The sequence below is a fragment of the Paenibacillus sp. V4I9 genome (assembly GCF_030817295.1).
GTDB lineage: Bacteria > Bacillota > Bacilli > Paenibacillales > NBRC-103111 > Paenibacillus_E.
The window spans coordinates 7,288,486-7,309,978 of sequence record NZ_JAUSZE010000001.1 but is presented as its reverse complement, the minus strand read 5'-3'; the positions used below and the strand labels follow the sequence as shown (position 1 = coordinate 7,309,978).

At 47.3% G+C, this 21,493-nt stretch carries 17 protein-coding genes and 1 pseudogene; 16 read left to right on the top strand and 2 right to left on the bottom strand.

The window, feature by feature from the left end:
• The first annotated feature begins 75 nt into the window (after positions 1-75).
• The 6 genes from QFZ81_RS33645 (at position 76) to QFZ81_RS33620 (ending at position 4,535) form a co-directional block, all read left to right on the top strand.
• Entirely contained in the window at positions 76-519 is a 444-nt protein-coding gene (locus QFZ81_RS33645; RefSeq protein WP_307437131.1) for a MarR family winged helix-turn-helix transcriptional regulator, read from the top strand.
• An 85-nt stretch (positions 520-604) separates the two neighbouring features.
• The gene (locus QFZ81_RS33640; RefSeq protein WP_307437134.1) at positions 605-1,006 is read left to right on the top strand and encodes a DoxX family protein; all 402 of its coding nucleotides are present in this window, start codon (positions 605-607) and stop codon (positions 1,004-1,006) included.
• 64 nt (positions 1,007-1,070) lie between these two features.
• Entirely contained in the window at positions 1,071-2,024 is a 954-nt protein-coding gene (locus QFZ81_RS33635) for a ring-cleaving dioxygenase (RefSeq protein ID WP_307606211.1), read from the top strand.
• Complete coding sequence (locus QFZ81_RS33630; RefSeq protein WP_307606208.1) at positions 2,021-2,629, top strand: alpha/beta hydrolase; 609 nt, start codon at positions 2,021-2,023, stop codon at positions 2,627-2,629. Before QFZ81_RS33635 ends, QFZ81_RS33630 begins: the two co-directional genes overlap by 4 nt.
• A 31-nt stretch (positions 2,630-2,660) precedes the next feature.
• Complete coding sequence (locus QFZ81_RS33625; RefSeq protein ID WP_307437142.1) at positions 2,661-3,272, top strand: flavin reductase family protein; 612 nt, start codon at positions 2,661-2,663, stop codon at positions 3,270-3,272.
• A gap of 183 nt (positions 3,273-3,455) precedes the next feature.
• Positions 3,456-4,535 carry an FtsW/RodA/SpoVE family cell cycle protein gene (locus QFZ81_RS33620; RefSeq protein ID WP_307606207.1) on the top strand — a complete coding sequence of 360 codons (1,080 nt, stop codon included), beginning with the start codon at positions 3,456-3,458 and terminating at the stop codon, positions 4,533-4,535.
• 133 nt (positions 4,536-4,668) lie between these two features.
• Here QFZ81_RS33620 and QFZ81_RS33615 read toward each other — a convergent pair.
• Together QFZ81_RS33615 and QFZ81_RS33610 are read right to left on the bottom strand one after the other, a co-directional pair.
• Positions 4,669-4,842, bottom strand: a pseudogene (locus QFZ81_RS33615) (MFS transporter); the annotation flags it as partial.
• A gap of 76 nt (positions 4,843-4,918) precedes the next feature.
• Complete coding sequence (locus tag QFZ81_RS33610; RefSeq protein WP_307606206.1) at positions 4,919-5,914, bottom strand: LLM class flavin-dependent oxidoreductase; 996 nt, start codon at positions 5,912-5,914, stop codon at positions 4,919-4,921.
• Between the two features lie 497 nt (positions 5,915-6,411).
• Between QFZ81_RS33610 and desA the strand changes: the two genes are divergently transcribed.
• From desA to QFZ81_RS33560, 10 genes are all read left to right on the top strand, one after another.
• Positions 6,412-7,446, top strand: a complete 1,035-nt coding sequence (desA, locus tag QFZ81_RS33605; protein ID WP_307437152.1) for a Delta(5) desaturase DesA — start codon at positions 6,412-6,414, stop codon at positions 7,444-7,446.
• A 141-nt stretch (positions 7,447-7,587) separates the two neighbouring features.
• On the top strand, positions 7,588-8,214 hold the full coding sequence (locus QFZ81_RS33600; protein ID WP_307606205.1) for a TetR/AcrR family transcriptional regulator: 627 nt from the start codon (positions 7,588-7,590) through the stop codon (positions 8,212-8,214).
• A gap of 68 nt (positions 8,215-8,282) precedes the next feature.
• The gene (locus QFZ81_RS33595) at positions 8,283-11,393 is read left to right on the top strand and encodes an MMPL family transporter (protein WP_307606204.1); all 3,111 of its coding nucleotides are present in this window, start codon (positions 8,283-8,285) and stop codon (positions 11,391-11,393) included.
• A 258-nt stretch (positions 11,394-11,651) separates the two neighbouring features.
• Entirely contained in the window at positions 11,652-12,614 is a 963-nt protein-coding gene (locus QFZ81_RS33590; protein ID WP_307606203.1) for an ABC transporter permease, read from the top strand.
• Positions 12,615-12,632: 18 nt separating this feature from the next.
• Positions 12,633-13,514 (top strand): carbohydrate ABC transporter permease, encoded by an 882-nt coding sequence (locus QFZ81_RS33585; RefSeq protein ID WP_307606202.1) that lies wholly within the window; start codon positions 12,633-12,635, stop codon positions 13,512-13,514.
• 153 nt (positions 13,515-13,667) lie between these two features.
• Positions 13,668-15,251: an extracellular solute-binding protein gene (locus tag QFZ81_RS33580; protein ID WP_307606200.1), complete on the top strand. Its 1,584-nt coding sequence runs from the start codon at positions 13,668-13,670 to the stop codon at positions 15,249-15,251.
• A gap of 90 nt (positions 15,252-15,341) precedes the next feature.
• Entirely contained in the window at positions 15,342-16,382 is a 1,041-nt protein-coding gene (locus QFZ81_RS33575; protein WP_307606198.1) for a response regulator transcription factor, read from the top strand.
• Positions 16,379-18,223, top strand: coding sequence for a cache domain-containing sensor histidine kinase (locus tag QFZ81_RS33570; RefSeq protein ID WP_307437172.1), 1,845 nt, complete (start codon positions 16,379-16,381; stop codon positions 18,221-18,223). The genes QFZ81_RS33575 and QFZ81_RS33570 overlap by 4 nt, the downstream gene beginning before the upstream one ends.
• Before the next feature lie 352 nt (positions 18,224-18,575).
• Positions 18,576-19,343 carry an SDR family NAD(P)-dependent oxidoreductase gene (locus tag QFZ81_RS33565; protein ID WP_307606196.1) on the top strand — a complete coding sequence of 256 codons (768 nt, stop codon included), beginning with the start codon at positions 18,576-18,578 and terminating at the stop codon, positions 19,341-19,343.
• On the top strand, positions 19,340-21,490 hold the full coding sequence (locus QFZ81_RS33560; RefSeq protein WP_307606194.1) for a heparinase II/III domain-containing protein: 2,151 nt from the start codon (positions 19,340-19,342) through the stop codon (positions 21,488-21,490). The genes QFZ81_RS33565 and QFZ81_RS33560 overlap by 4 nt, the downstream gene beginning before the upstream one ends.
• Positions 21,491-21,493 lie beyond the last annotated feature (3 nt).

Here is a 21,493-nt window from a genome sequence, read left to right as displayed (position 1 = left end):
AGATATTACAAATTAAGATTTTGCAGCGCACCACAGATCACCACAGCAAAAAGATAAAAGAAATGAGGTGAACCAATGAGTGAACAGAGAAATGATTCATTAGACCTCTATATTGCACTCTCCAGAGCAAGCGAATGGGTCAACGCCCATGGGGACCGCGATATTCGTAATCATGGATTGAATCGAACGGAATTCGGTGTTCTCGAGCTGCTTTATCATAAAGGCGCGCAGCCGATTCAACAGATTGGCGGAAAGGTGCTTATGAGCAGCGGGAACATCACCTATGTTGTAGATAAGCTGGAGAAGAAAGAGTTCGTAAAGCGAAAGACATCAACCGAAGACCGCAGGCTCATTTTTGCGGAAATTACGGAAAAAGGGAAGCAATTTATTGAAGAGGTATTTCCCAAGCATACCAAGGTCATTGAGAAAGCGGTGGCTGGACTTACAGCGGAAGAGAAGAAGATAGCTAGTCAATTGTTGAAGAAGCTCGGTAAGTTTGCTCAGGATGGTTTCAAGTAGTTTGCCCTCCCATAAGAGGTGTTAACTACTTAACCTTTTAACTAATATCTTAAAATAGAGATTCTTAAATTGGAGGAGAATGAATATGAGTATCGCATTAGGATTATTAATCATTCGTTTGGTTGTTGGATTAAGCTTTATGGCGCATGGGGCACAGAAGTTATTTGGTTGGTTCGGCGGCTATGGTCCGAAAGGAACGGGCGGCTGGATGGAATCCATCGGTATAAAACCCGGTGTTGCTATGGCGGTTATGGCAGGACTCATGGAGTTCGTAGGTGGTGCGTTATTTGCCGCTGGATTAGGTACAGTCATTGCTTCATTGCTCATCGTCATGACAATGGTCGTTGCGATTGTCAAAGTACACGCTAAGAGCGGCTATTGGGCTACTGCAGGCGGCTATGAATACAACTTGCTGCTGATTGCTATTGCGGTAGGTGTGGCATTAACTGGTGCAGGAGCTTACTCCGTTGACGCTTTATTCAATTAATAATCTTGGATACTTTTAAATCAGGTCTGGACATAATTAAACTAAACTAAAGGAGTTGGATTCAATGACACAACAACAAACAGCAGGTATTCACCATATAACAGCTTTCGTACAAAATGCACAGGAAACGGTAGATTTTTATGCAGGGGTTCTAGGCCTTCGGATGATCAAAAAGACGATTAACTTTGACGCACCTGAAGTGTATCATCTGTACTTTGGTAATGAAATGGGAAGTCCGGGGACAATCATCACTTTCTTCCCATGGGCGCACTCTCGCAAAGGACGTATCGGTGGCGGTCAAGTTGGTATCACAACGTATGCTGTGCCTACAGGCAGTCTGCTATTCTGGGAAGAGCGTCTAGCCCAATTTGATATTTCTTTTGAAAAAACACAAAGATTTACAGAGACATACCTTCAATTCGAGGATCGGGATGGTCTGAAACTTGAAATCGTAGAGCGCGAGCAAGGAGCCCTTAGTCAGTGGTCATTTGGCGGCATTCCAACGGATAAAGCGATCAAAGGCTTCGGCGGCGCTGTTCTCTACAGCACGGCACCTGACAAAACTTCGCAGTTACTAGAACAGGTGATGGGGCTGCAGAAAGTAGGGCAAGAGGGAGCCTACGCTCGGTTCAAATCCTTCGGAGATTTGGGGAACATCGTCGATATTAATGTAACCCCGATGGCCTATGGAGCTGGTGGAGCGGGTACCGTCCATCATATTGCATGGCGTGCCAAAGATGATGCAGAGCATGCGCTATGGAGAAGCCGTGTTCAAACGAATGGGTTCCAACCTACACCGGTCGTGGATCGTCAATATTTTAACGCGATCTACTTCCGTGAAGAAGGCGGCATACTCTTTGAGATTGCAACAGATCCTCCGGGCTTTGCACGTGATGAACAGCCTGAGGCGCTAGGTGAGAAACTGATGCTGCCAGAATGGTTCGAGGAGAGCCGTGAACAAATCGAGCGTAATCTTCCGCCGATTCAAGTACGTGTATTGGAGGCGAAAAAACAATGAAGCATATCTATCAAAAGGGAACGGATGTAACGGCTCCGGTACTCGTGCTCTTTCATGGCACGGGAGGCACCGAACGTGATTTGCTGCCGCTAGCTCAGGCGATTTCACCGACATCGTCGGTGCTAAGCGTTAGAGGTAATGTGCTTGAGAATGGTATGCCGCGGTTTTTTAGACGGCTGGCTGAGGGAATCTTCGATGAGGAGGATCTCATCTTCCGTACTAAGGAATTGTACGATTTCCTCGATCAAGCTGCCGTGGAACACGGCTTTGATCGTCAGAATCTCGTAGCCATCGGCTACTCCAACGGCGCAAACATCGCCGGAAGCCTTTTATTCCACTATCCAGATGCACTGCGAGGAGCGATCCTCCATCATCCGATGGTGCCGCTGCGAGGCATTCAACTGCCGGATCTCTCGGGTATTCCTGTCTTTATTGGAGCGGGTCAGAACGATCCGATCTGCTCGCCGCAGGAGACAGAGGAATTACAGAAGCTGTTAAATGAAGCTGGATCAACTGTCGCTGTTCACTGGGAACAGGCAGGGCATCAACTGACTCGTTCGGAGGTAGAAGCGGCAGCGACTTGGTTCAAGACGAATTTAGCATGAGGCCGAGTCTAGTAAAGGTGGGAGATGCTTAGTGAGATCCATTGATCCCTCAAGTCAAAGTGAGCGGGAAAACTATAAGCTATTGATAGGCAGCATCATTCCTAGGCCGATCGCATTTGTTACATCCCTATCTTCAGAGGGTGTGCTCAACGCAGCACCGTATAGTTACTTTACAATTGTGACGGCGAATCCTCCAATGGTCGCTATCTCCGTGCAGAGGAAGCAGGGTGTTCGCAAAGATACTTCGCGAAACGCCATCGATACTGGAGCATTCGTCGTTCATATCTCTGACGAATCGTACATCGACCAGATTAATCAAACCGCTGCTGCGTTAGCGCCGGATGAAAGCGAAGTTGCTTTAGCCGGACTTACACCCGTCGCGAGTGACAAGATTGCTGTACCAGGTATTGCTGAAGCGAGCATACGTATGGAATGTGTTCTGGAGCAAGTTATAACGCTTGGTGGAACAGAAGATGCTCCTTCAGCTGATTTATTAATCGGGAGAGTCGTACAGTTTCATATCGCTGAATCCTTATATGAGAACGGTCATATTGACCCGAATGGACTTAAGCCAGTTAGTCGGCTGGCCGGCAACTCGTATGCGAAATTGGGAGAACAATTTGCGATGGATCGTCCCGTTTGAATCAATAAATAGGAAAGCCCTTGTGTCCAATAATGGATGACGGGGGCTTTTTCTATTTTTCTATCTACAAAGATGGAACTATTTGTAAAACCATTGCGTCTACTCTATGTATCTTTCGTTACCTCATATAGAAATAGGTGATTTGTTATTGAAAGTATTTTCAAGGGAACGCAAATAGCCTTCATGTTGAAGCGGATAATTAAAGGTCTGGATGCCATTATTTTGTTGCTGCTGCTCATTTTTATGATTATCAGCATTTTCTGCATCTACAGCGCGACACGAACAGTTCCAGACTTTTCGCAATCGTATATTAAAATGATGTATTTTTACGGGTTGGGGTTTGTAGTCTTATTTACGATGCTGTTTGTTAACTATAAACTCTTATTGCGGTTTTCGCCGCTGTACTATTTCATTGGGCTGGTACTGCTAGTCTTATTATTTTTTAAAGGAGATACACTCAACAATGCTCAGGGATGGTTCACTCTTCCTGGTGGGATCAGCTTTCAGCCGGCAGAGCTTTGTAAGCTCATTTTAATCCTGTTTTTATCGTATTTCCTGTCCAAAAAAGAAGTTGAGACCCTTAGCTTGTTCAAGGAAATACTGCCGATGGGCGTTATTACATTAGTTCCTTTTCTCTTGGTTCTTATGCAGCCGGATCTCGGTAATTCTATCGGATATCTTGTCATTTTCATTGTCGTCTGTTGGTTCGGCCATATTAACTACAAGCATGCTTTGATCGGCCTAGTCATTATCATAATCGTAAGCGGAAGCTCCCTTTACAGCTATGTAAAATATCATGAAGAAGTAAAGCAATTCATGGCGTCTAAACATAAAGCGTATTGGTTGGATAGGGTTGACGCCGTCCTTTTGCCAGACCAAGCATCTGAGAAAGCAACCTATCACATGAAACAATCGGTCAAAGCAATCGGATCAGGATCCTTAGAAGGAGATGGCTACCTCCATGGAACCTCAGTTCAAAGCGGTCAAGTCCCGTATACCTATTCAGATTCCATATTCGTTGTAGTGGGAGAAGAATTTGGATTTATAGGATCTTCTGCGTTACTCATACTTTACTTTCTTCTTATTTATCGAATGATCACTATCGCGCTGAACATCCGCAGCCAAACAGGCATATACATCATTGGCGGTATTACGGCTATGTTTCTGTTTCAAGTTTTCGAAAATATTGGGATGCTGATCGGTATCATGCCGATTACGGGGATCACCTTTCCTTTATCAGCTATGGAGGCACCTCTTTATTGATCAACATGATATCTATTGGTTTTGTTCTAAGTATAAAAATCTATGATGATATAGATGTAGAAGATATGAGCATTCATTGATAAGCCATATCAAATAAGGCGAGTCATAATAAAGAGGACACTCCCACGCAGAAGGTGACCCCAAAACCGAACAAGACAAGAATCCATGCCACTTTATGCTCTGAGAAGCCAGTCACTTCTTCCAAGAGAGGAGTTATGTAAGTAAAAACGGTGAACAAGCTTCCGCTTCCCAGAGCGCCCATTAGCAGCATCAGCAGAAGCCTCGGCTGGGTCAACGCACGGAACTGATCGGGAACCGCCCTTTGGTGGCATGGCCCCCAATCGTTGCTTGCTGCTGACTCATAATAATGAATTCCAACCTCTCTAGATCTCTTTGACAACCTCAGCCACAATTTCATAGGACCTCAAGCGAGCCTTGTGATCATAAATTTGGCCGGCGATGATCCATTCATCAGCTGCAGTTTGCTCCTGGAGTTTAGCAAGCTTCTCGCGGACGGTGTCTTTACTTCCTACGATGGAGAAGCTTAAGGCCTTATGAACGTAAGCTTTCTCTTGAGGACTCCATAGGGACTCCATGCTGTCCACGGGTGGGCTCAGCATGCCAGGACGGCCGCGCACGATGTTCAGAAATTGCTGGTGCTGCGAAGTCGCCAAATGCTGAGCTTCCTCATCGGTTTCGGCAGCAATAATGTTAACGCCGACCATCGCGTACGGCTTCTCAAGCGCGCCCGACGGGCGGAACTGACGGCGATACAGATCAAGAGCCGCCAGCAAATAATCCGGAGCGAAGTGGCTGGCGAAAGCGAAAGGAAGCCCCAGCTGACCAGCCAACTGGGCGCTGAAGTCACTCGATCCGAGCAGCCAGATCGGGATGTCTAGCCCTTCGCCCGGCACGGCGCGCACGCCCGGTACACCAGTACCCAGCGCCGGGTCGAGATAGCCGCGGAGCTCACTCAGCTGCTCCGGGAAGTCTTGACCGTCGCTGCCTAAGCCGCGGCGGAGCGCTCTTGCCGCAGCCTGATCGGAGCCAGGCGCGCGCCCTAAACCAAGATCGATGCGCCCCGGGAACATCGATTCCAGCGTTCCAAACTGCTCGGCGATGACGAGCGGTGCGTGGTTAGGCAGCATAATGCCGCCGGAGCCTACGCGAATCTTCTCCGTAGCCATAGCGACATACCCGATGACGAGTGATGTGGCGGAGCTGGCAATACCCGGCATGTTATGATGTTCGGCGAGCCAATATCTATGATAGCCCCACTTTTCAACGTGTCTGGCTAGATCAACGGAACGGTGAAATGAATCTCTTGGCGTACCGCCAGCAATAACGGGAGCCAAGTCTAAAACGGATATAGGTATCATTGAATAGTCCTCCATTTTTTATATATACTACTATACCAGTATTAAGTAAGGCGCGCATAAATGGGTCAAGCTAGTAGTAGATACCTCCTGCGACCAGAAATCAATGTTCATTATTTGTTCACTTAGACTTACCTATTTGTCTACAGAAATTTCCTTATAAAATAATCATAATTATTACATATATGGAAACAATTATTTAAGAAATATTTGCAGAAAAAGGCATATGAAAATCCGTATGAGATACCTCTTTTTATGGGAAAATAAGGGTTAGGTTGCCATTCGCAGGATGATTTTTGGGCTGTGTAGAATAGTAAAAATATAGCCTAATGCACATATGACTTATATTGCATTTTACAAAAAGCGTTCTGGAACTTATGATGAGAGGGCATTGTAACATTTCTTCTCTTATAATGGAAACTTAATTGAATTCCCAACGTACTACATCAGGTGGCATAAATCAGTCCGGTATGAAACGGAGAGAAGGAGCTTTAATTAGAATGAGTCAACAAAACAAAGGTGGGTGGCGGTCTGACATCGCGCCTTACGAAAGACCACATATCAAGCACAGTGTGTGGCAAATCATCAATACATTAGGACCCTTTTTTATGCTTTGGTATTTCGCCTTCCTAAGTCTTTCGGTTTCTATCTGGCTTACGTTCGTGTTAGACATTATTGCAGCAGGATTCCTGATTCGAATCTTTATTATTTTCCATGATTGCTGCCACAAATCTTTTTTCAAAAATAAATTCGCGAATGAAATTGTTGGTACATTAACAGGCATTTTGACGTTTGTCCCTTATCATCAGTGGCGTCATACCCACTCCGTCCATCATGCATCCAGCGGTAATTTGGATCGTAGAGGTGTCGGCGATATATGGACACTAACGGTTGACGAATATATGGCATCTTCTCCGCTTAGAAGACTCTATTATCGGGTTTACAGAAATCCGATTGTGATGTTTATTGTCGGACCCATTTTCATCTTTTTGATTGATTACCGTTTTAACCGTAAACGCGCAGGAATGAAAGAACGCATCAATACGTACATCACGAACTTGGGTATTATTGGAAGTATTGTACTGCTTTGCTGGGGTATGGGTTGGCAATCATTCCTCCTAGTCCAAGGTCCGATGTTTTTAATTTCAGGTATGGCTGGGATATGGCTTTTCTACGTTCAACACAATTATGAAGACTCGTACTATGAGAATGACGGAGAATGGGATTATATGAAGGCGGCTATGCATGGAAGCTCTTTCTACAAATTGCCTAGAATTCTGCACTGGATCACAGGTAATATCGGCTTTCACCATATTCATCATCTGAGCCCGCGAGTTCCTAATTACTATTTGGAAAAGGTTCATAACAAGAACGCTGAGCTTCGCAAAGTGCAGACGATTACACTGAAGACAAGCTTGGAATCCCTTAAGTTCCGTATTTGGAACGAGGAAACGAAGAAATTCATACAGTTCAAAGATCTCAAGCCTTTCAAGTCGAAAAGAATAATCGAGACGCTCAAAACGAAGGCGGAGTAACGCTTAAATAAGAGCCGATGGCCTCAAGTAGCATGCTGCTTAGGTTGTCGGCTTTTTCTCTTCGATTTTATACTTGCAAAAAAGGAAGTACGCACGTTATAATCATTCCATTACGACAAAAAGTGAACGGGTGTTTATTATATGCAGGTTTTAAAAGATGACGTAAAAAAGAGTATCCGCCAAGCGGCATTGTCCGAATTCAAGAAACATGGTTATATGAAAGCTTCTATACGGCATATTGCAGATGCTGCGGGTATTACACCAGGCAACATTTATCGATATTTTAAAAACAAAGAAGACCTATTCTATGAGCTGATTCAACCCGTCTATGAGCAGCTTGCTGCTTACACCCTTGAGATCAAGAATGAGGTTGATTTCAAATTGTGCAAGGAAACTGCTGATCATCTCGTTATTTTGCGTAAAATTGATGCGACGATTTTGCAGCTTTTCAAGCAATCAAGTGTTGAGCTGACCATCCTCCTAAATCTGAGTGAAGGCTCACGCTACGAAACTGTGAAAGAGGAACTCATTAATTTGGTGTACCAAATTTTGGAGAACGTGTTCGCCACCACGAAAGAAACGCCGGCCCCGCTCGAAGTAAATGAGCAGCAATCTGCACGGATGCTAGCTGTTACGCTTATTGAAGGAATGAGCCTTATTCTGCGCGATTATGAGGATGGCGATACGATTAAAGTGCTGGTTGATGAGCTGTTGTACCTGTATTCTGCGGGTATTTCAGAAAAAATAAAGCTTCAAGGTCTGTGCTAAAATTTTTTTGACTCAAAAATGAACGATTGTTTACTAACGTTTTGTAAATCGGAGGAGGAATTAGAGAGATGAAACAAATTATTAAATGGCGCTGGACGATTGTCGCCTTGTGGCTGGTAGCCACCGTAGTTCTCACGGTTTTTCAACCCGATGTGAATGCTATTTTAGGACTCAGGGGCCAAGATCCGCTGCCAAAGGACAGTCCGTCCAAGGTCGCTACATCCATTTTGAATAAAATGAATGGGTTTGAGGGAACTAGCGATATCATCGTGTTCCACAACCCGAATAAACTGTCTGATGCTGACATGAAGCAGATCGAGTCAGGTATTGCGAGTATGAAGAACCATCAAGCGGAGCTTGGGTTTGATCAATTGCTTGATCCGTTCTCACTGCCTGACGCGAAGTCTTCGCTTATTTCGGAGGATCAGACTACGTTAATGGCGAATTTTAGTTTGGATAAAAGAGGACGTCATGTCGATGAGATTCAGCAGGAGTTTGAGGCTGTTTTGAAAGAAGTGAACGTGGATTACTACCTCTCAGGTGAGGACTTCATTCAGAACGATTACATCAAAGCATCCGAATCGGGTGTGGCAAAAAGTGCGGCGTTAACGGTTATCTTCATCCTAGCGGTGCTAGTCATTATGTTCCGTTCCGTTGTTATTCCGATTGTCTCGCTGCTTGCTGTGGGTATTTCCTACTTGTGCTCCATGGGGATTGCCGCGCAGCTTATTGATAAGTTTGAGTTTCCAGTGACAAGTGTCACGGAGATGCTGTTAATTTTGATTCTTTTCGGCATTGGAACTGACTATAACATCCTACTGTTCAATCGGTTTAAAGAAGAGTTATCCCACGGTCTGTCCGTGGATGAAGCGATTATTGTGACGTATAAAACGGCTGGGAAAACGATTTTTTATAGTATTTTGACTGTGTTTATTGCTTTCGCGAGCTTGACCTTCTCGGATTTTGGTATTTATAAATCAGGCAATGTGGTGGCTATTGGTACCGCGGTGCTCTTGCTTGAAATTATGACGGTGACTCCTTTCCTCATGAAAGTACTAGGAAATAAGCTGTATTGGCCTTCCAAGGGTGCAACTGGGCATAAGGAAAGTAAATTTTGGGCGAGCTTGACGGCTATTGCGGTGAAAAGACCAGTGATCACAACGCTGCTTATACTGATTTTGATGATTCCGATTGCCCTTTCCAACCATCAGAAATTGTCTTTTGACCAGTTGAAAGAGTTAGGGAATGATCATGAATCCACCAAAGGATTCAGCCTTGTAGCGGATCATTTTAGCCGAGGCCAAGCGCTCCCGACCATGGTCGTGATAGAGAATGAGAAAGCACTTGGTAATAATGACGGATTAGCCGCAATTGATAAGCTAACGGACAAATTGAAGAGTGTTCCGGGCGTGGATAAGGTATCCAGTGTTACACAGCCGCAGTCGAAGCCGATTGATAACTTCTATATTTCGACCCAAACGTCGACCGTCGCAGAAGGAATTACCGCTTCGCAGAAAGGCGTAAATCAAATACAAGATGGTTTGCAATTGATGCAGAGCAAATTGGTCAGTCCAGATTTATCCGGCACTGATCAGTTAGTGGCCGGAACGGGCAAAGTCCAGGATGGCTACAGCCAGATTACTGTTGCGCTGGGGCAAGTATCGAAGGGGATTGCGCAGGGTGCTGACGGCGCTGGGGAGCTAACTGCGGGCATTGCGAGTCTAAAGGATGGCATGATGCAAGTCGATGCTAATACGTCGAAGTTTAGCAGTGGACTTACGCAGCTGCAGCAGGGTTACAGTGCTTTATCTGACGGTTATCGTCAGATTGAAGGGAAGCTTCCTGGCATTCAGCAGGGGCTGACTGGGATGAATGGGCTTATTGGTGGGCTAGGCGAAAAGTACAGCCAGTTGAAGGCAGATGCCGATTACACGAAGCTGAAGCAAACGGGTGAGGGCTTGGAAACAGGACTCGCCCAGCTGAACGGCGGGCTGAAGGAGCTTGGCGTGAATGCCGCCAAGTTGAATGGCTCTTTCGCTGAGGCTGCTGCGGGACTTACGCAGATTAACGGTGCGCAGGTGCAGCTTGCTGCGGGATTGGCTTCTCTGCAGAGCGGCTCGGAGGCGCTCGCGAAAGGGCTGAAGCAAGGCAGCGCGGGCAGTCAAGAGATTGCCACGAACATGGCGAAGCTGAATGACGCGCTGGGCAGCGTCAAGGACGGGCAGCAGAAGCTGAACGAGGGCTTGTCGGGCTTGGCTGGCGGCATGAGCCAGCTGAAGGAAGGCCTCGGTCAAAGCGGTAACGGACTGGGCGATGTGTCCGAAGGGCTCGGCAAAACGAGCCAGTTCCTGACGCAGCTGAACAGTTCGAAGACGTTCTTTATACCGAAAGAAGCACTAACGAGCGCGGATTTCGGCAAATCGCTGGACAGCTTCATGTCCAAAGATCGCAAGAGTACGAAACTCATCGTCATTCTGAAGGATGACCCATACTCGTCAGCGGCTATGGACACCATTGAGGGGATTAACGCCGAGTTAGCGTCTAGTTTGAAAGGCACGGTGCTGGAGAAAGCGAAAGTCGGCGCCGCGGGACCAAGTTCCACGACCTATGACACGAACAAAGCACAGCTGAAATCGTTCAACAGCACAGCGATCATCGTGATTATTGGTGTATTTATTGTCCTGTTGTTCGTAATTCGCTCCTTCTGGCCAGCAGTCTATATCATCGTCTCCTTAGTGATCTCGTACTATGTAGCCATGACCGCTACCAATATCGTTACAGATAAAATCATCGGTGCAGACGGTGTTTCATCTTTCGTACCGTTCTTCTCCTTCATCATCATCATCGCAGTCGGTGTCGACTACAGCATCTTCTTGATGATGCGATATAAAGAACTAGGCGAGTTATCGCCGTCTAAGGCGATTGTTCAAGCCGCTAAGCACATCGGCGGCGTGGTGATCTCCGCTATGGTGATCCTCGGCGGTACCTTCGCGACGTTGGTTCCATCAGGTCTAGTTTTGCTGATTGAGCTAGCCGTTGCCGTGATCGTTGGGCTCGTCGTGCTTTGCTTTATTTTGCTGCCGATGCTGCTGCCGGCTTTGCTCGCTATACCTGAGGCACTGCGGATGAAGCCCAAGTCAGAAGCTAGGCAAGTGTCCACTGAGAGTAGAACCGCTTGAGGATGAAGTGAATGGATTGATTGGGCGCCTCCCACATTTGTGGGTGGCGCTTTTTGTTGTGTTGTGAATGTGATGATATTGAGCAGCAGCCCGACGGTAACGATGAAAACACACTTACGAGCAGGAAAATTCACATCGCCGCACTTCCCCCACCTAAAAAAAACACAAGTGAGTGAAAAGACAATCCATTGTTGCAAGCGCTTTAGCAGGGTACGATGTAGGTATAACATCAGCGAAGAATAGTGAGGGGGGCCAAGAATGGCGGTCAACGCACAAACGGTAAAAAAGATGAATCAGCGCTCGCAGGTACGTAAAGGTAGATCCTTTCTGCGAACGTTCTGGAAGTATAAGGCGCTATATTTGATATCGCTGCCGGGGATTTTGTATTTTATTGTTTTCAAGTATGTGCCCTTGTTAGGTTCAGTCATTGCTTTTCAAGATTACAACATTTTTGATGGCTTCACGGGGAGTGAATGGGTTGGGTTTGAACACTTCACTCGGATGTTTGCCCATTATGACTTCCTCAAGATTTTGAAGAATACGATTCTGATCGGCGTTTACGATTTGGTACTGGCTTTTCCAGCGCCAATCATACTCGCCTTACTGCTTAATGAGCTGCGCGTTGTCGTGTACAAGCGGTTACTTCAAACCGTTGTTTACATGCCTCACTTCTTGTCGTGGGTTATTGTGAGCGGGATTGCGATTGGTATTCTTTCTCCTTCAACGGGGGCTTTGAACCATTTCATCACTTGGCTAGGTTTCGAGCCGATTTATTTCATGGGTGAAGAGTCATGGATTCGTACAGTGCTCATTTCTTCGGGTATTTGGCGGGATTCCGGCTACGGCACGATCATTTATTTGGCCGCATTGGCAGGAATTAACCCGGATCTGTATGAAGCTTCTGAGGTGGACGGCGCGAACCGCTGGAGACAAACCATTTCAATTACGCTCCCGTCACTTCTACCAACCATTATGATTTTGTTCCTCCTTCATATCGGTAAATTCTTGGACTTTGGCTTCGAACGTGTTTATGTGTTCCTGAACCCGCTTAATAAAGAAAATGGCGAAATTCTAGACACGTATATCTACACTGCGGGGTTGTTAGGTCAGCAATTTAGCTACACGACCGCGATAGGACTTTTCAAAGCACTAGTTGGCGTGATTTTTATAGTTACTGGCAATATTTTAAGCAAAAAAACAACGGGTGAAGGCTTGTACTAAGACGGAGGTGAACGCTTTATGAATCGCAAGCCGACAGCCGGCTGGCAAGTTTTTAACATCTTTAATGTGCTATTTCTGACTCTTCTATCGCTGGCGATGCTCCTGCCGTTCTTAAACGTGCTGGCCCAATCGTTCAGTTCTTCGGAAGCCATTGTGAATGGGAAGGTATTATTTCTGCCTGTTCAATTTACTTCGATCAACTATCAATATGTGTTTAGCGATGCGGCGATCTGGCGTTCCTTCGGAGTGACTGTGTATATTACAGTAGTGGGTACCCTGATCAATCTGATCGCCACGGCATCACTAGCGTATCCGGTGTCTCGACCAGAGTATACTGGCCGTAACGTTGTCGTTATTATGGTTCTCATTACAATGGTTTTCACAGCTCCTCTGATTCCTAACTTTATTTTGATGAAAAATTTACATCTGACGAATTCGCTCTGGGCCTTAATGCTTCCAGGTGCTATCAGCGCCTTCAACTTTTTCGTCATGCGGTCGTTCTTTTTGCAAATTCCGAGTGAGCTGATTGATTCCGGACGTATCGACGGCTGCTCCGAGCTCAGAATGATCTGGAATATCGTGCTTCCTTTGTCCAAGCCGGTGATGGCCTCTCTGGGGATCTTCTATGCAGTGGGTCACTGGAATACGTACCAAAGCGCACTGTACTATATTAACAAGCCTTCCTTATGGCCGCTTCAGGTAAAGCTTCGTCAGTTGATTGTATCTGAGGATATCAGTATTGATCCGAACGCTTCCCAATTCAGCGGACTTGCTCATATGGATCCAGAAGGCATCAAGATGGCGACCATTATTATTGCGACAATCCCAATTATTCTTATTTATCCGTTCTTGCAGCGTCATTTCGTCAAAGGAATGATGGTGGGTTCTGTAAAATCTTAAGGAAATAGTGCTGCATGAAATCAACAATTTCTACAGCATTCTAAAAAAAAGACAAATCGAACTAAAGACATTCCATATCGGTAATTTGTAAACGCTTTTACAATGAAGGTGTGAAAGCGTTCATATCTTAGTGAAATGAAAAGAGGGGTAGAAATGAAAAAATGGATTCCCATCACAATGGCAGCCGTAATGATGGCCAGTTTGCTGGTTGCTTGCTCTTCTAAAACCGCTGAACAACCGGCGTCTAGCGCGGCGGCTGGCACGTCAAGCACAAAGCCTGCTGAAAAAACGAAGTTCTCCATCTCCTTGCGTACACTCGCATTCGGACATGTAGAGAAGTCGCCTGATATTAATCAAGACAAATGGGTGAAAAAGTTAGAAGAGATGACGAACTCCGATATGAATATCGTACTTGTTCCTCACAAAGAATATGAGCAAAAAATGATTCAGATGTTTGCAACCAATGACATTCCTGACGTTGTACAGGGCAGTGGTGGTGTGAACGGTAAAGAAATGGCAGGTTCCGTGAAGGCTGGCGTGTTCACACCGCTTGATGAATTGCTGAAGAAGTATGGACCGAATCTGCTCAAAAAAGTGCCGAAAGACGCTTGGGATAACGTAACTTACCAAGGTAAAATTTTCGCCATTCCGGAATACTTGTCCAACCCGTCCCGTCGCTCTACCTTCGTTCGTAAAGATTTGCTTGATAAAGCAGGCCTAGGGGTTCCTAAAACAGTTGACGAGTACATGGCCGTACTTCGCAAGTTCAAAGAGATGGGCGTTGAGAACCCGTACATGGGTCGTGAAAACTTCAAGTATTCAGACTCCTTCTTCGGAGCATACGATGTGTTCCCTTACCTATCCATGTTCGAGAAGCAAGGCGATCAAGTTCTGCCTAAGTTCTTCGATACAGAGAATATGACGAAAGCGCTGCAAACATACAAAACGATGTTTGATGAAGGCTTAATCAACAAAGAGTTCGCAACGATCAACGCTACAGTGTTCAAAAACACCATTCTTGCGGGTAAAGCAGGGATGTGGTCCATGAACGCGAATGAATTGCTGCAATGGGAAACACAGCTGAAAACAACTGTGCCAACGGGCGATATCGAGATCATCGCATCCCCGGCAGGACCAGATGGCAAAGGCGGCCACTACTTGTATGGACCTGCGCCGCGTGCTTACTTCATTAATAAAAATGCTAAAAATGCTGCGCAAATTATCCAGTTCTTCGATTGGATGATGTCGGATGAGGCAGAGAAATACTTTACTTTCGGTATTGAAGGTGACACATACAAAACGGTGGATGGCAAAATCGACTACAAAGCCCCAACGGATACAGCGGGTGTAGACGAGGAGCGTTACCGTCAATCCTTCTTGTGGCTTGTCCAAGATACGACTTATAATAAAGGGACACTTAGCTTGACCGAAGAAGGTAAGAAATTAATGAATGTCTATGATACAACGTTAAAAAATGAAGGACGCGACGGTATCAGCTTCGAGCCACGTCTTGAATCTTTAATGAAAAATCCTGACATTTCACCGCTTTCCGACCAAGCACCTCCAGTCATTCTCCAGCACATGGTGAAAATGGTGTACGGCAAAGAGCCGATCTCCGATTGGCCGAAAGTATTGGAAGAGTGGAAATCCAAAGGCGGTAACGAAGTAATCAAGGAAGCAACAGAGAAATTCAATAGTAAAGATTCCGGTACGACAGTGTCGATGCCGCGTAAATAAAGCTCATCTGCTGAGCATGCCCGCCTCCTCACGTGCCCACCAGCCCGTGGGGAGCGTGCATTTCATAAGGGTTTGAAAGGAGCATTCCTCATGTACCGCATACTCATTGTCGATGACGAACCGATGATACGTAAAGGATTACAGAAACTCGTTGAACAATCGGAGCTCCCCATCGAAAGCCTGCGAACGGCTGAGAATGGCGTTGTCGCGCTGCAGCGGATTCAAGAGGAACGACCTGACTTCCTGTTCACCGATATACGGATGCCTAAGATGGATGGGCTGGAGCTATGTGCTCGTGTTGCAGAAATGGATGCGGACATACAAGTTGTGGTCATATCCGGCTATGGTGATTTCGAATATGCGCAGAAATGCGTGTCTTATGGGGTGAAAGAGTACTTACTGAAGCCCGTTAATATTAAGGGATTTCAGCATGTTTTAGATAAGCTAATTCGTAATCAAAGTAAAGTAAGCTCCGAATCCTTCGTTGCTGTAACGAAGTTGGAACAGTGGGCAGGCCATATGGAGCAAGCCGTGTGGATGCTGCAGCAGACGGAATTAAACGGCGTCTTAGAGGAAATTCAGGCGGAGCTGAAGGCCAATAAGCTCAAGCTCAACCGGGTTAGCGATATTTTGCAAGAGATCCACACCCTTCTGCACCAAAGATTAAATGTAAGGGATGTATATTTCATGCAGGGTGAGCTCGATTTAACCGGCGCTGTAAGCGAGGAGGAAGCGTGGCTTCGTTTCACGACTGCGATCAGTGGGTATCTGGAAGAGCTTCGAATCAAACGCAAAGGCAAGCTTAAGGACCCTGTTGAGGAAGCCAAGAACTATATAGAGACGCATCTTGCTGAGGAAGTATCCTTAGAAGAGGTGGCTGACTTTATCGGGCTTAATCCTTCTTATTTCAGTCAACTGTTTAAGCAAAGTACGGCGGAAACGTTCGTGCAGTACCGCACACGCAGACGCATGGAAAAGGCGAAGAAGCTGCTTCAACAGCCGCAGTGGCGAATTACCGATATCTCGGGTGAGGTCGGTTACGCCGATCATCCCCATTTTACAAAAACATTTAAGAAATACGAAGGCTGCCTTCCTTCTGAATATCGGCAACAAATGGGTATCCGTTCATGAAAAGAAAGACGCTGTCAGGTCAAATTTATACGTACTTTCTCATTGTGATCGTGCTGTCCCTTTTGTCCGTAGGCGCTGTATCCTATTGGCAATCATCGCGGGCTTTAGACGACCAAGTGAAGCAGTATATGGAGCAAATGGTCGATAGTGCGAACTATCAGACGGATAGTTATTTGCAGGCTTACGAGCTGCTTAGTAATGCCTTTTCGTCCAACTCTGATGTCAGGAATTTTATGGAAATTAAGCCTGATGACGCGTATGAATATTATGTGTATTCGGATAAAATTAAGAAATTTTCGGAATCTTCCGTTCAAACCGTTGTCACCTTGTACAAACAGTTGAACATGATTTATGTCGTCGGTAAGCATGGGCGTTCCTTCATTTATGAGAATCAGAATCTACTGAACCTCGATCCCGTGCTCGTACAAGAACAATTCGATAATCTGATGAAAATTGCGGGTGACGGCAAAATTGCGCTGCTAAATATGAGCATACGTCCTGTTGATCAAGGCTCTGTCGTGACAATGGCTCGTAAAGTAAGAGGACCTTCCTATGGTGATGAGAATCGCGGGGTTGTCGCTATTGAGATCAAGCTAGATGAATTGGCAAAAACTTGGGATCGTGTGAGTTTGGGGAAAAAGGGCTTTTTCTTCATTGTGGACGATGCCGGTAATTACATTTATCCTCGTTCGATGAGCGAGCGGAAGCCTCAAGATGAACTGTCATCACTCGTTTTGGCGAGTGGCAATCAGACATTCCTTCATAAATACAACGGAGAAGAACGTATGTTTGTATCAAGGAAATCCGGATACTCAGATTGGAACCTTGTCGCATCGATGCCAGTTGAGGAGCTGCGCCGACCAGCCAATACGATTCGAACGACGACCATCATCGTTGGTTTGGTTACACTGGCTATTGCGTTATGGTTGGCTTATCGTTTTGGTCGCTCGATTATTGCCCCCATTCGAGGGCTGAAAGACAGCATGCGGGAAACCGAAAAAGGAAACTGGCAATACATCGACGAGATTGGCCGAACAGACGAGATCGGTGGACTTATTCATAGCTACAATTTGATGGTAACGCGTCTTTCCGATATGATCGAACGGGTGTATGAGGCCGAGCTGGAGCAGCAGAAGAACCAGCTTGAGCTAGGTGAGACGAAGCTTGAAAGGCAGCGGGCAGAATTTCAGTCTTTGCAGCTGCAGATCAATCCGCATTTTTTATATAACACGTTGGAAACGATCAATTGTTATGCAATAGTTCAGGATTCCGGTGAAATTACAGAGATGGTAGAAGCGATGGCTTTCATGCTCCGATACTCGGTGCAGACAAATTTAGAAGAAATTACAGTAGCGAATGAACTGAATCATGTACGCAACTATATGATTGTTTTGCAGCACCGGACGGGAAAAGAGTTTGAAATTGATGTCGCGATCCCGCCGGGATTGCTATTGGAAAAGATGGTTCGGTTGACTTTGCAGCCGCTCATCGAAAATATTTTTCAGCATGCATTCCCGGATGGTGTGGAACCGCATCATTTCATACGCATCGATGCCCGCAAAGAAGGCGGATTGTTCCAAGTGTCCACCCTGGACAATGGCACAGGCATCAAGCCGGAGAGGCTCGCCGAGCTGCGCACGAAGCTGGAGGAAAACCGCTTGGCAGAGCCGGAAGAGACAGGCGAATCACAAGGTGGCGGCATTGGACTAATGAACGTCCATAGACGGATTCAGATGGTGTTCGGCGAGGCCTACGGGCTGTCCATAGACAGTGAGTGGGGACGAGGGACCTGTTTGACGATGACAATGCCGGAGACGGTGAGGCCTCGGTTGCGTGGGTGAGCTCGAGCGGAACTCAGGGACAGCCATTGGACTCCAGTGTCAAGTGGAGAATAGCAGTCTCTAAAGGCTCTTATCTGAGCAATATTAGCTGAAGAGTGGAAAATAGAAGCTGCTAGAGACTCTTATCTCTCTGTAATTTCGTGAAATTACTTGTTAACGAACGAATAGCAGTCTCTAAAGACTCTTATCTGAGCAATAGTGGCTGAAGAGTGGAGAATAGAAGCCGCTAGAGACCCTTATTCCTCTTTAGATTCGCTAAATTGCCTAATTCACAGTAAGTTTTGCAAAGATAGCTAGTTTTAATTAGGAACATGGAGAAACGGTAAACCACACATACATGGGAGGAATTTATATGAACATCGATTTGACGGGGAAAATTGCACTGGTGACAGGATCTAATGCGGGAATTGGACGCGCAATTGCACTAGCTTTGGCTAGCAATGGGGCGAAGGTTGGTGTGAACTGCTTGAATAACGTTGCACAAGGTCAGGAAGTTGTAGCAGCCATTCAAGCGGCAGGCGGCGAGGCCGTATTGATACAGGCGGATGTTACGAATTTGGAGCAAATCGACAGACTCGTGAGTGTTGTTGAGCAAGCTTTGGGTGGGACGATTGATATTCTCGTGAACAATGCAGGCCATCTCGTTCAACGTGTGGCGAATTCTGAAATGTTTGAAGAGATGTACAACCGTATTATGGATGTAAATTTAAAGAGTGCCGTATTCATGTCCAAAAGAGTGCTTGCCGGCATGAAAGCGAAGGGCTACGGCCGTATCGTGAATATGACATCGGTTGCTGCGCATAACGGCGGCGGACCTGGTTCCAGCATATATGCAGCTAGTAAAGCAGCTCTACAAACGTTCTCCAAGGGATTAGCCAAGGAAGTGGCGGCAAGTGGAATTACCGTCAACAACGTCTCTCCTGGCTTTATCGGCAATACGATGTTCCACGCGACATTTACGACGGACACAGCACGCCAAGCAACTGTGAATGGCATTCCGCTGCAGCGTGAAGGAACACCGGATGATGTAGCAGGCGCCGTGCTTTACCTTGTTTCCGAACTAGCTGCCTACGTAACGGGTGAAACAATCGAAATCAACGGCGGGATGATGATGCGATGAGTACCGCGCTAAGGCTAGGCGAAAAGCTGGGAAAACTGACTTGGGCAGGCCGTACAGCACACATATTAAAAGAGGAAATTGATAGGCTGCAGCAAGCGGGCAGCCTTTCCATTCCTAAGGAACCTGGGGGTTGGTGGCACCAGTATGTCTGTCCACACCATCATACCGAACTGACGTTCGATGCGATGCAGGTGGATGCGTCCGAATTTCTATGCCCGCACGGCTGCAAAATCGAGGGAGAAGCTTACCGAGGCGCTTGGCTCGTGTTCAAGCACCAGTCCCTTGCGCGGGTGGCTTTGCAGTCAGCGGCCGTTTATGCAGCGCTGGGCGAAAAGTCGTACGCGCAGATTAGTAAAAGGCTGCTCGTAGAGTATGCAGAGCAGTTCCCGCTTTACCCCGTGCATCCGGAAGCTCAGAGCTGGATGCTGAAGGGGCGTGCTTTTCACCAGGCGCTCACCGAGGCGATCTGGTCCACGACCTTGATTCGCGCTTACTTGTTATTGCGCGATGAAGGGGTTGTTTTCGAGGCGAAGGAGCAGGCGGCGATTGACGCCTTCCTGGGTTTACTCGCGGGGAGTATGGAAGAATACCGGCACATCCTGATTCATGAGCGGAACAATGCGGAGAACAATTACACCGCTTGGCTGAACGCGTCATTATCTTGTGTATACGCCGCTCGCGGAGAACAAGCGGCGCTGGAAGCGCTCATTGAAGGCCAAGGTGGCTTCAAGCATCACTTATCGATCGGCGTGAAGGCCGATCAGCTGGAGTTCGAGGGAAGCACGTACTATCACGTATTCGTGCTTCGGGCGTACTTAATCTCTGCAGAGATGGCGCAGCGATTCGGTATTGATCTCTACGCCACGATAGGCGCAGAAGGCCAATCGATGCGAGGCATGCTCGAGGCGCTGGCCGATTTGGCCGATGACCAGGGCGCTCTGCCCGCCCTGCATGACGGGCCGCTGGCGCGGGACCCTTACGCCCGCGAGATCGCCGAGATCGCTGAGCAGGGGCTCGCGATCTACGGCATCGCCGGGCTCGCGCCGGTCCTGCGCGAAGCGTACCGGCAGCTAGGTGCTGCCGGCGGCGAGCAGCTTGAGGCGCTGCTCTATGGCGCTGGCGAGGCCGTTGACCGCGCGCCTGACCTAGAGCCGCGTGGGTCGAGGCTCTGGCCGGACGCCGGCTTCGTCATTGGCCGCGCAGCCGGGAACCCGCTGTCGTTCCTCGCCGATTTCGGCGAGCACGGCGGGTCCCACGGCCATTATGACAAGCTGCATCTGACGTTGATGCACACGGACCAAACCCTGACACCTGATTTCGGGATGGTGCCTTACGGCTCGCCCATGCGGAAATCGTGGTTTGCCGAAACCGCCAGCCACAACACCGTGTCGCTGGATGGCCGATCCCAAGCGCCGCATGAAGGGCGCTGTGTCCGCTATGAGGCCAACGAATCGACCGTGTACGCTTGGCTTCAGTCAACAGAAGCCTACGAAGGTTGCACGTTGAATCGCCATTTGCTGCTTACTGGCGAGTGGCTGCTCGATTGGTTTCAAGTCGAGCTCGCAGGCGAAGAGCCGAAAAGCATCGAGTGGTGGATGCATCCTGCTGCTCAAACGCATTCGGAGCAGTCGCACAGCTGCGATGAAGTTTACAAACTTCTCATTGAACAGAAGGATGCTGCTTCCGATGCCGCCACTGCCTCTGTGCAAGATCTGCCGATCATCGGTCAGTTCTTGCCTGGCGATTCCGTCGACGCAAGCGGTTCAGCTCAATTACACGTATCCTATGCCCTAGGCTCTGATCCTAAACAGCACGTTTCTAACGCCCTGGCCTCTGATCCAAAGTTGCACGCTTCTAACGCTTGCTGCTCCGCCGCGACCGTGTTCCACACGGCGCTTGTTCAGCCGGGCGATGAGATCCTCGCTGTACGGACACCGGGCGATTCCGTTGATCCGAGTCAGTCGCTTACAGCGATGCTTCACCGTCGCAATGATCGTAAGGCTGACTTTATTCATGTGTATCGTGCTGGCAGCCGTGCTAAACTCACTCGCATTTCCGCACAGGAAATTGCCATTTCAGTCCCGGGACAAACGAACAGCTCAAAACACATTCAATTAACAGCTGATAAAGGCTTGCTTTTAATATAAGAC

What these genes read in the sequence shown, in the direction of transcription:
- QFZ81_RS33645 (WP_307437131.1), top strand. Translation starts at nt 76, where the DNA reads ATGAGTGAACAGAGAAATGATTCATTAGACCTCTATATTGCACTCTCC.
- QFZ81_RS33640 (WP_307437134.1), top strand. Translation starts at nt 605, where the DNA reads ATGAGTATCGCATTAGGATTATTAATCATTCGTTTGGTTGTTGGATTA.
- QFZ81_RS33635 (WP_307606211.1), top strand. Translation starts at nt 1,071, where the DNA reads ATGACACAACAACAAACAGCAGGTATTCACCATATAACAGCTTTCGTA.
- QFZ81_RS33630 (WP_307606208.1), top strand. Translation starts at nt 2,021, where the DNA reads ATGAAGCATATCTATCAAAAGGGAACGGATGTAACGGCTCCGGTACTC.
- QFZ81_RS33620 (WP_307606207.1), top strand. Translation starts at nt 3,456, where the DNA reads ATGTTGAAGCGGATAATTAAAGGTCTGGATGCCATTATTTTGTTGCTG.
- QFZ81_RS33610 (WP_307606206.1), bottom strand. Translation starts at nt 5,914, where the DNA reads ATGATACCTATATCCGTTTTAGACTTGGCTCCCGTTATTGCTGGCGGT.
- desA (WP_307437152.1), top strand. Translation starts at nt 6,412, where the DNA reads ATGAGTCAACAAAACAAAGGTGGGTGGCGGTCTGACATCGCGCCTTAC.
- QFZ81_RS33600 (WP_307606205.1), top strand. Translation starts at nt 7,588, where the DNA reads ATGCAGGTTTTAAAAGATGACGTAAAAAAGAGTATCCGCCAAGCGGCA.
- QFZ81_RS33595 (WP_307606204.1), top strand. Translation starts at nt 8,283, where the DNA reads ATGAAACAAATTATTAAATGGCGCTGGACGATTGTCGCCTTGTGGCTG.
- QFZ81_RS33590 (WP_307606203.1), top strand. Translation starts at nt 11,652, where the DNA reads ATGGCGGTCAACGCACAAACGGTAAAAAAGATGAATCAGCGCTCGCAG.
- QFZ81_RS33585 (WP_307606202.1), top strand. Translation starts at nt 12,633, where the DNA reads ATGAATCGCAAGCCGACAGCCGGCTGGCAAGTTTTTAACATCTTTAAT.
- QFZ81_RS33580 (WP_307606200.1), top strand. Translation starts at nt 13,668, where the DNA reads ATGAAAAAATGGATTCCCATCACAATGGCAGCCGTAATGATGGCCAGT.
- QFZ81_RS33575 (WP_307606198.1), top strand. Translation starts at nt 15,342, where the DNA reads ATGTACCGCATACTCATTGTCGATGACGAACCGATGATACGTAAAGGA.
- QFZ81_RS33570 (WP_307437172.1), top strand. Translation starts at nt 16,379, where the DNA reads ATGAAAAGAAAGACGCTGTCAGGTCAAATTTATACGTACTTTCTCATT.
- QFZ81_RS33565 (WP_307606196.1), top strand. Translation starts at nt 18,576, where the DNA reads ATGAACATCGATTTGACGGGGAAAATTGCACTGGTGACAGGATCTAAT.
- QFZ81_RS33560 (WP_307606194.1), top strand. Translation starts at nt 19,340, where the DNA reads ATGAGTACCGCGCTAAGGCTAGGCGAAAAGCTGGGAAAACTGACTTGG.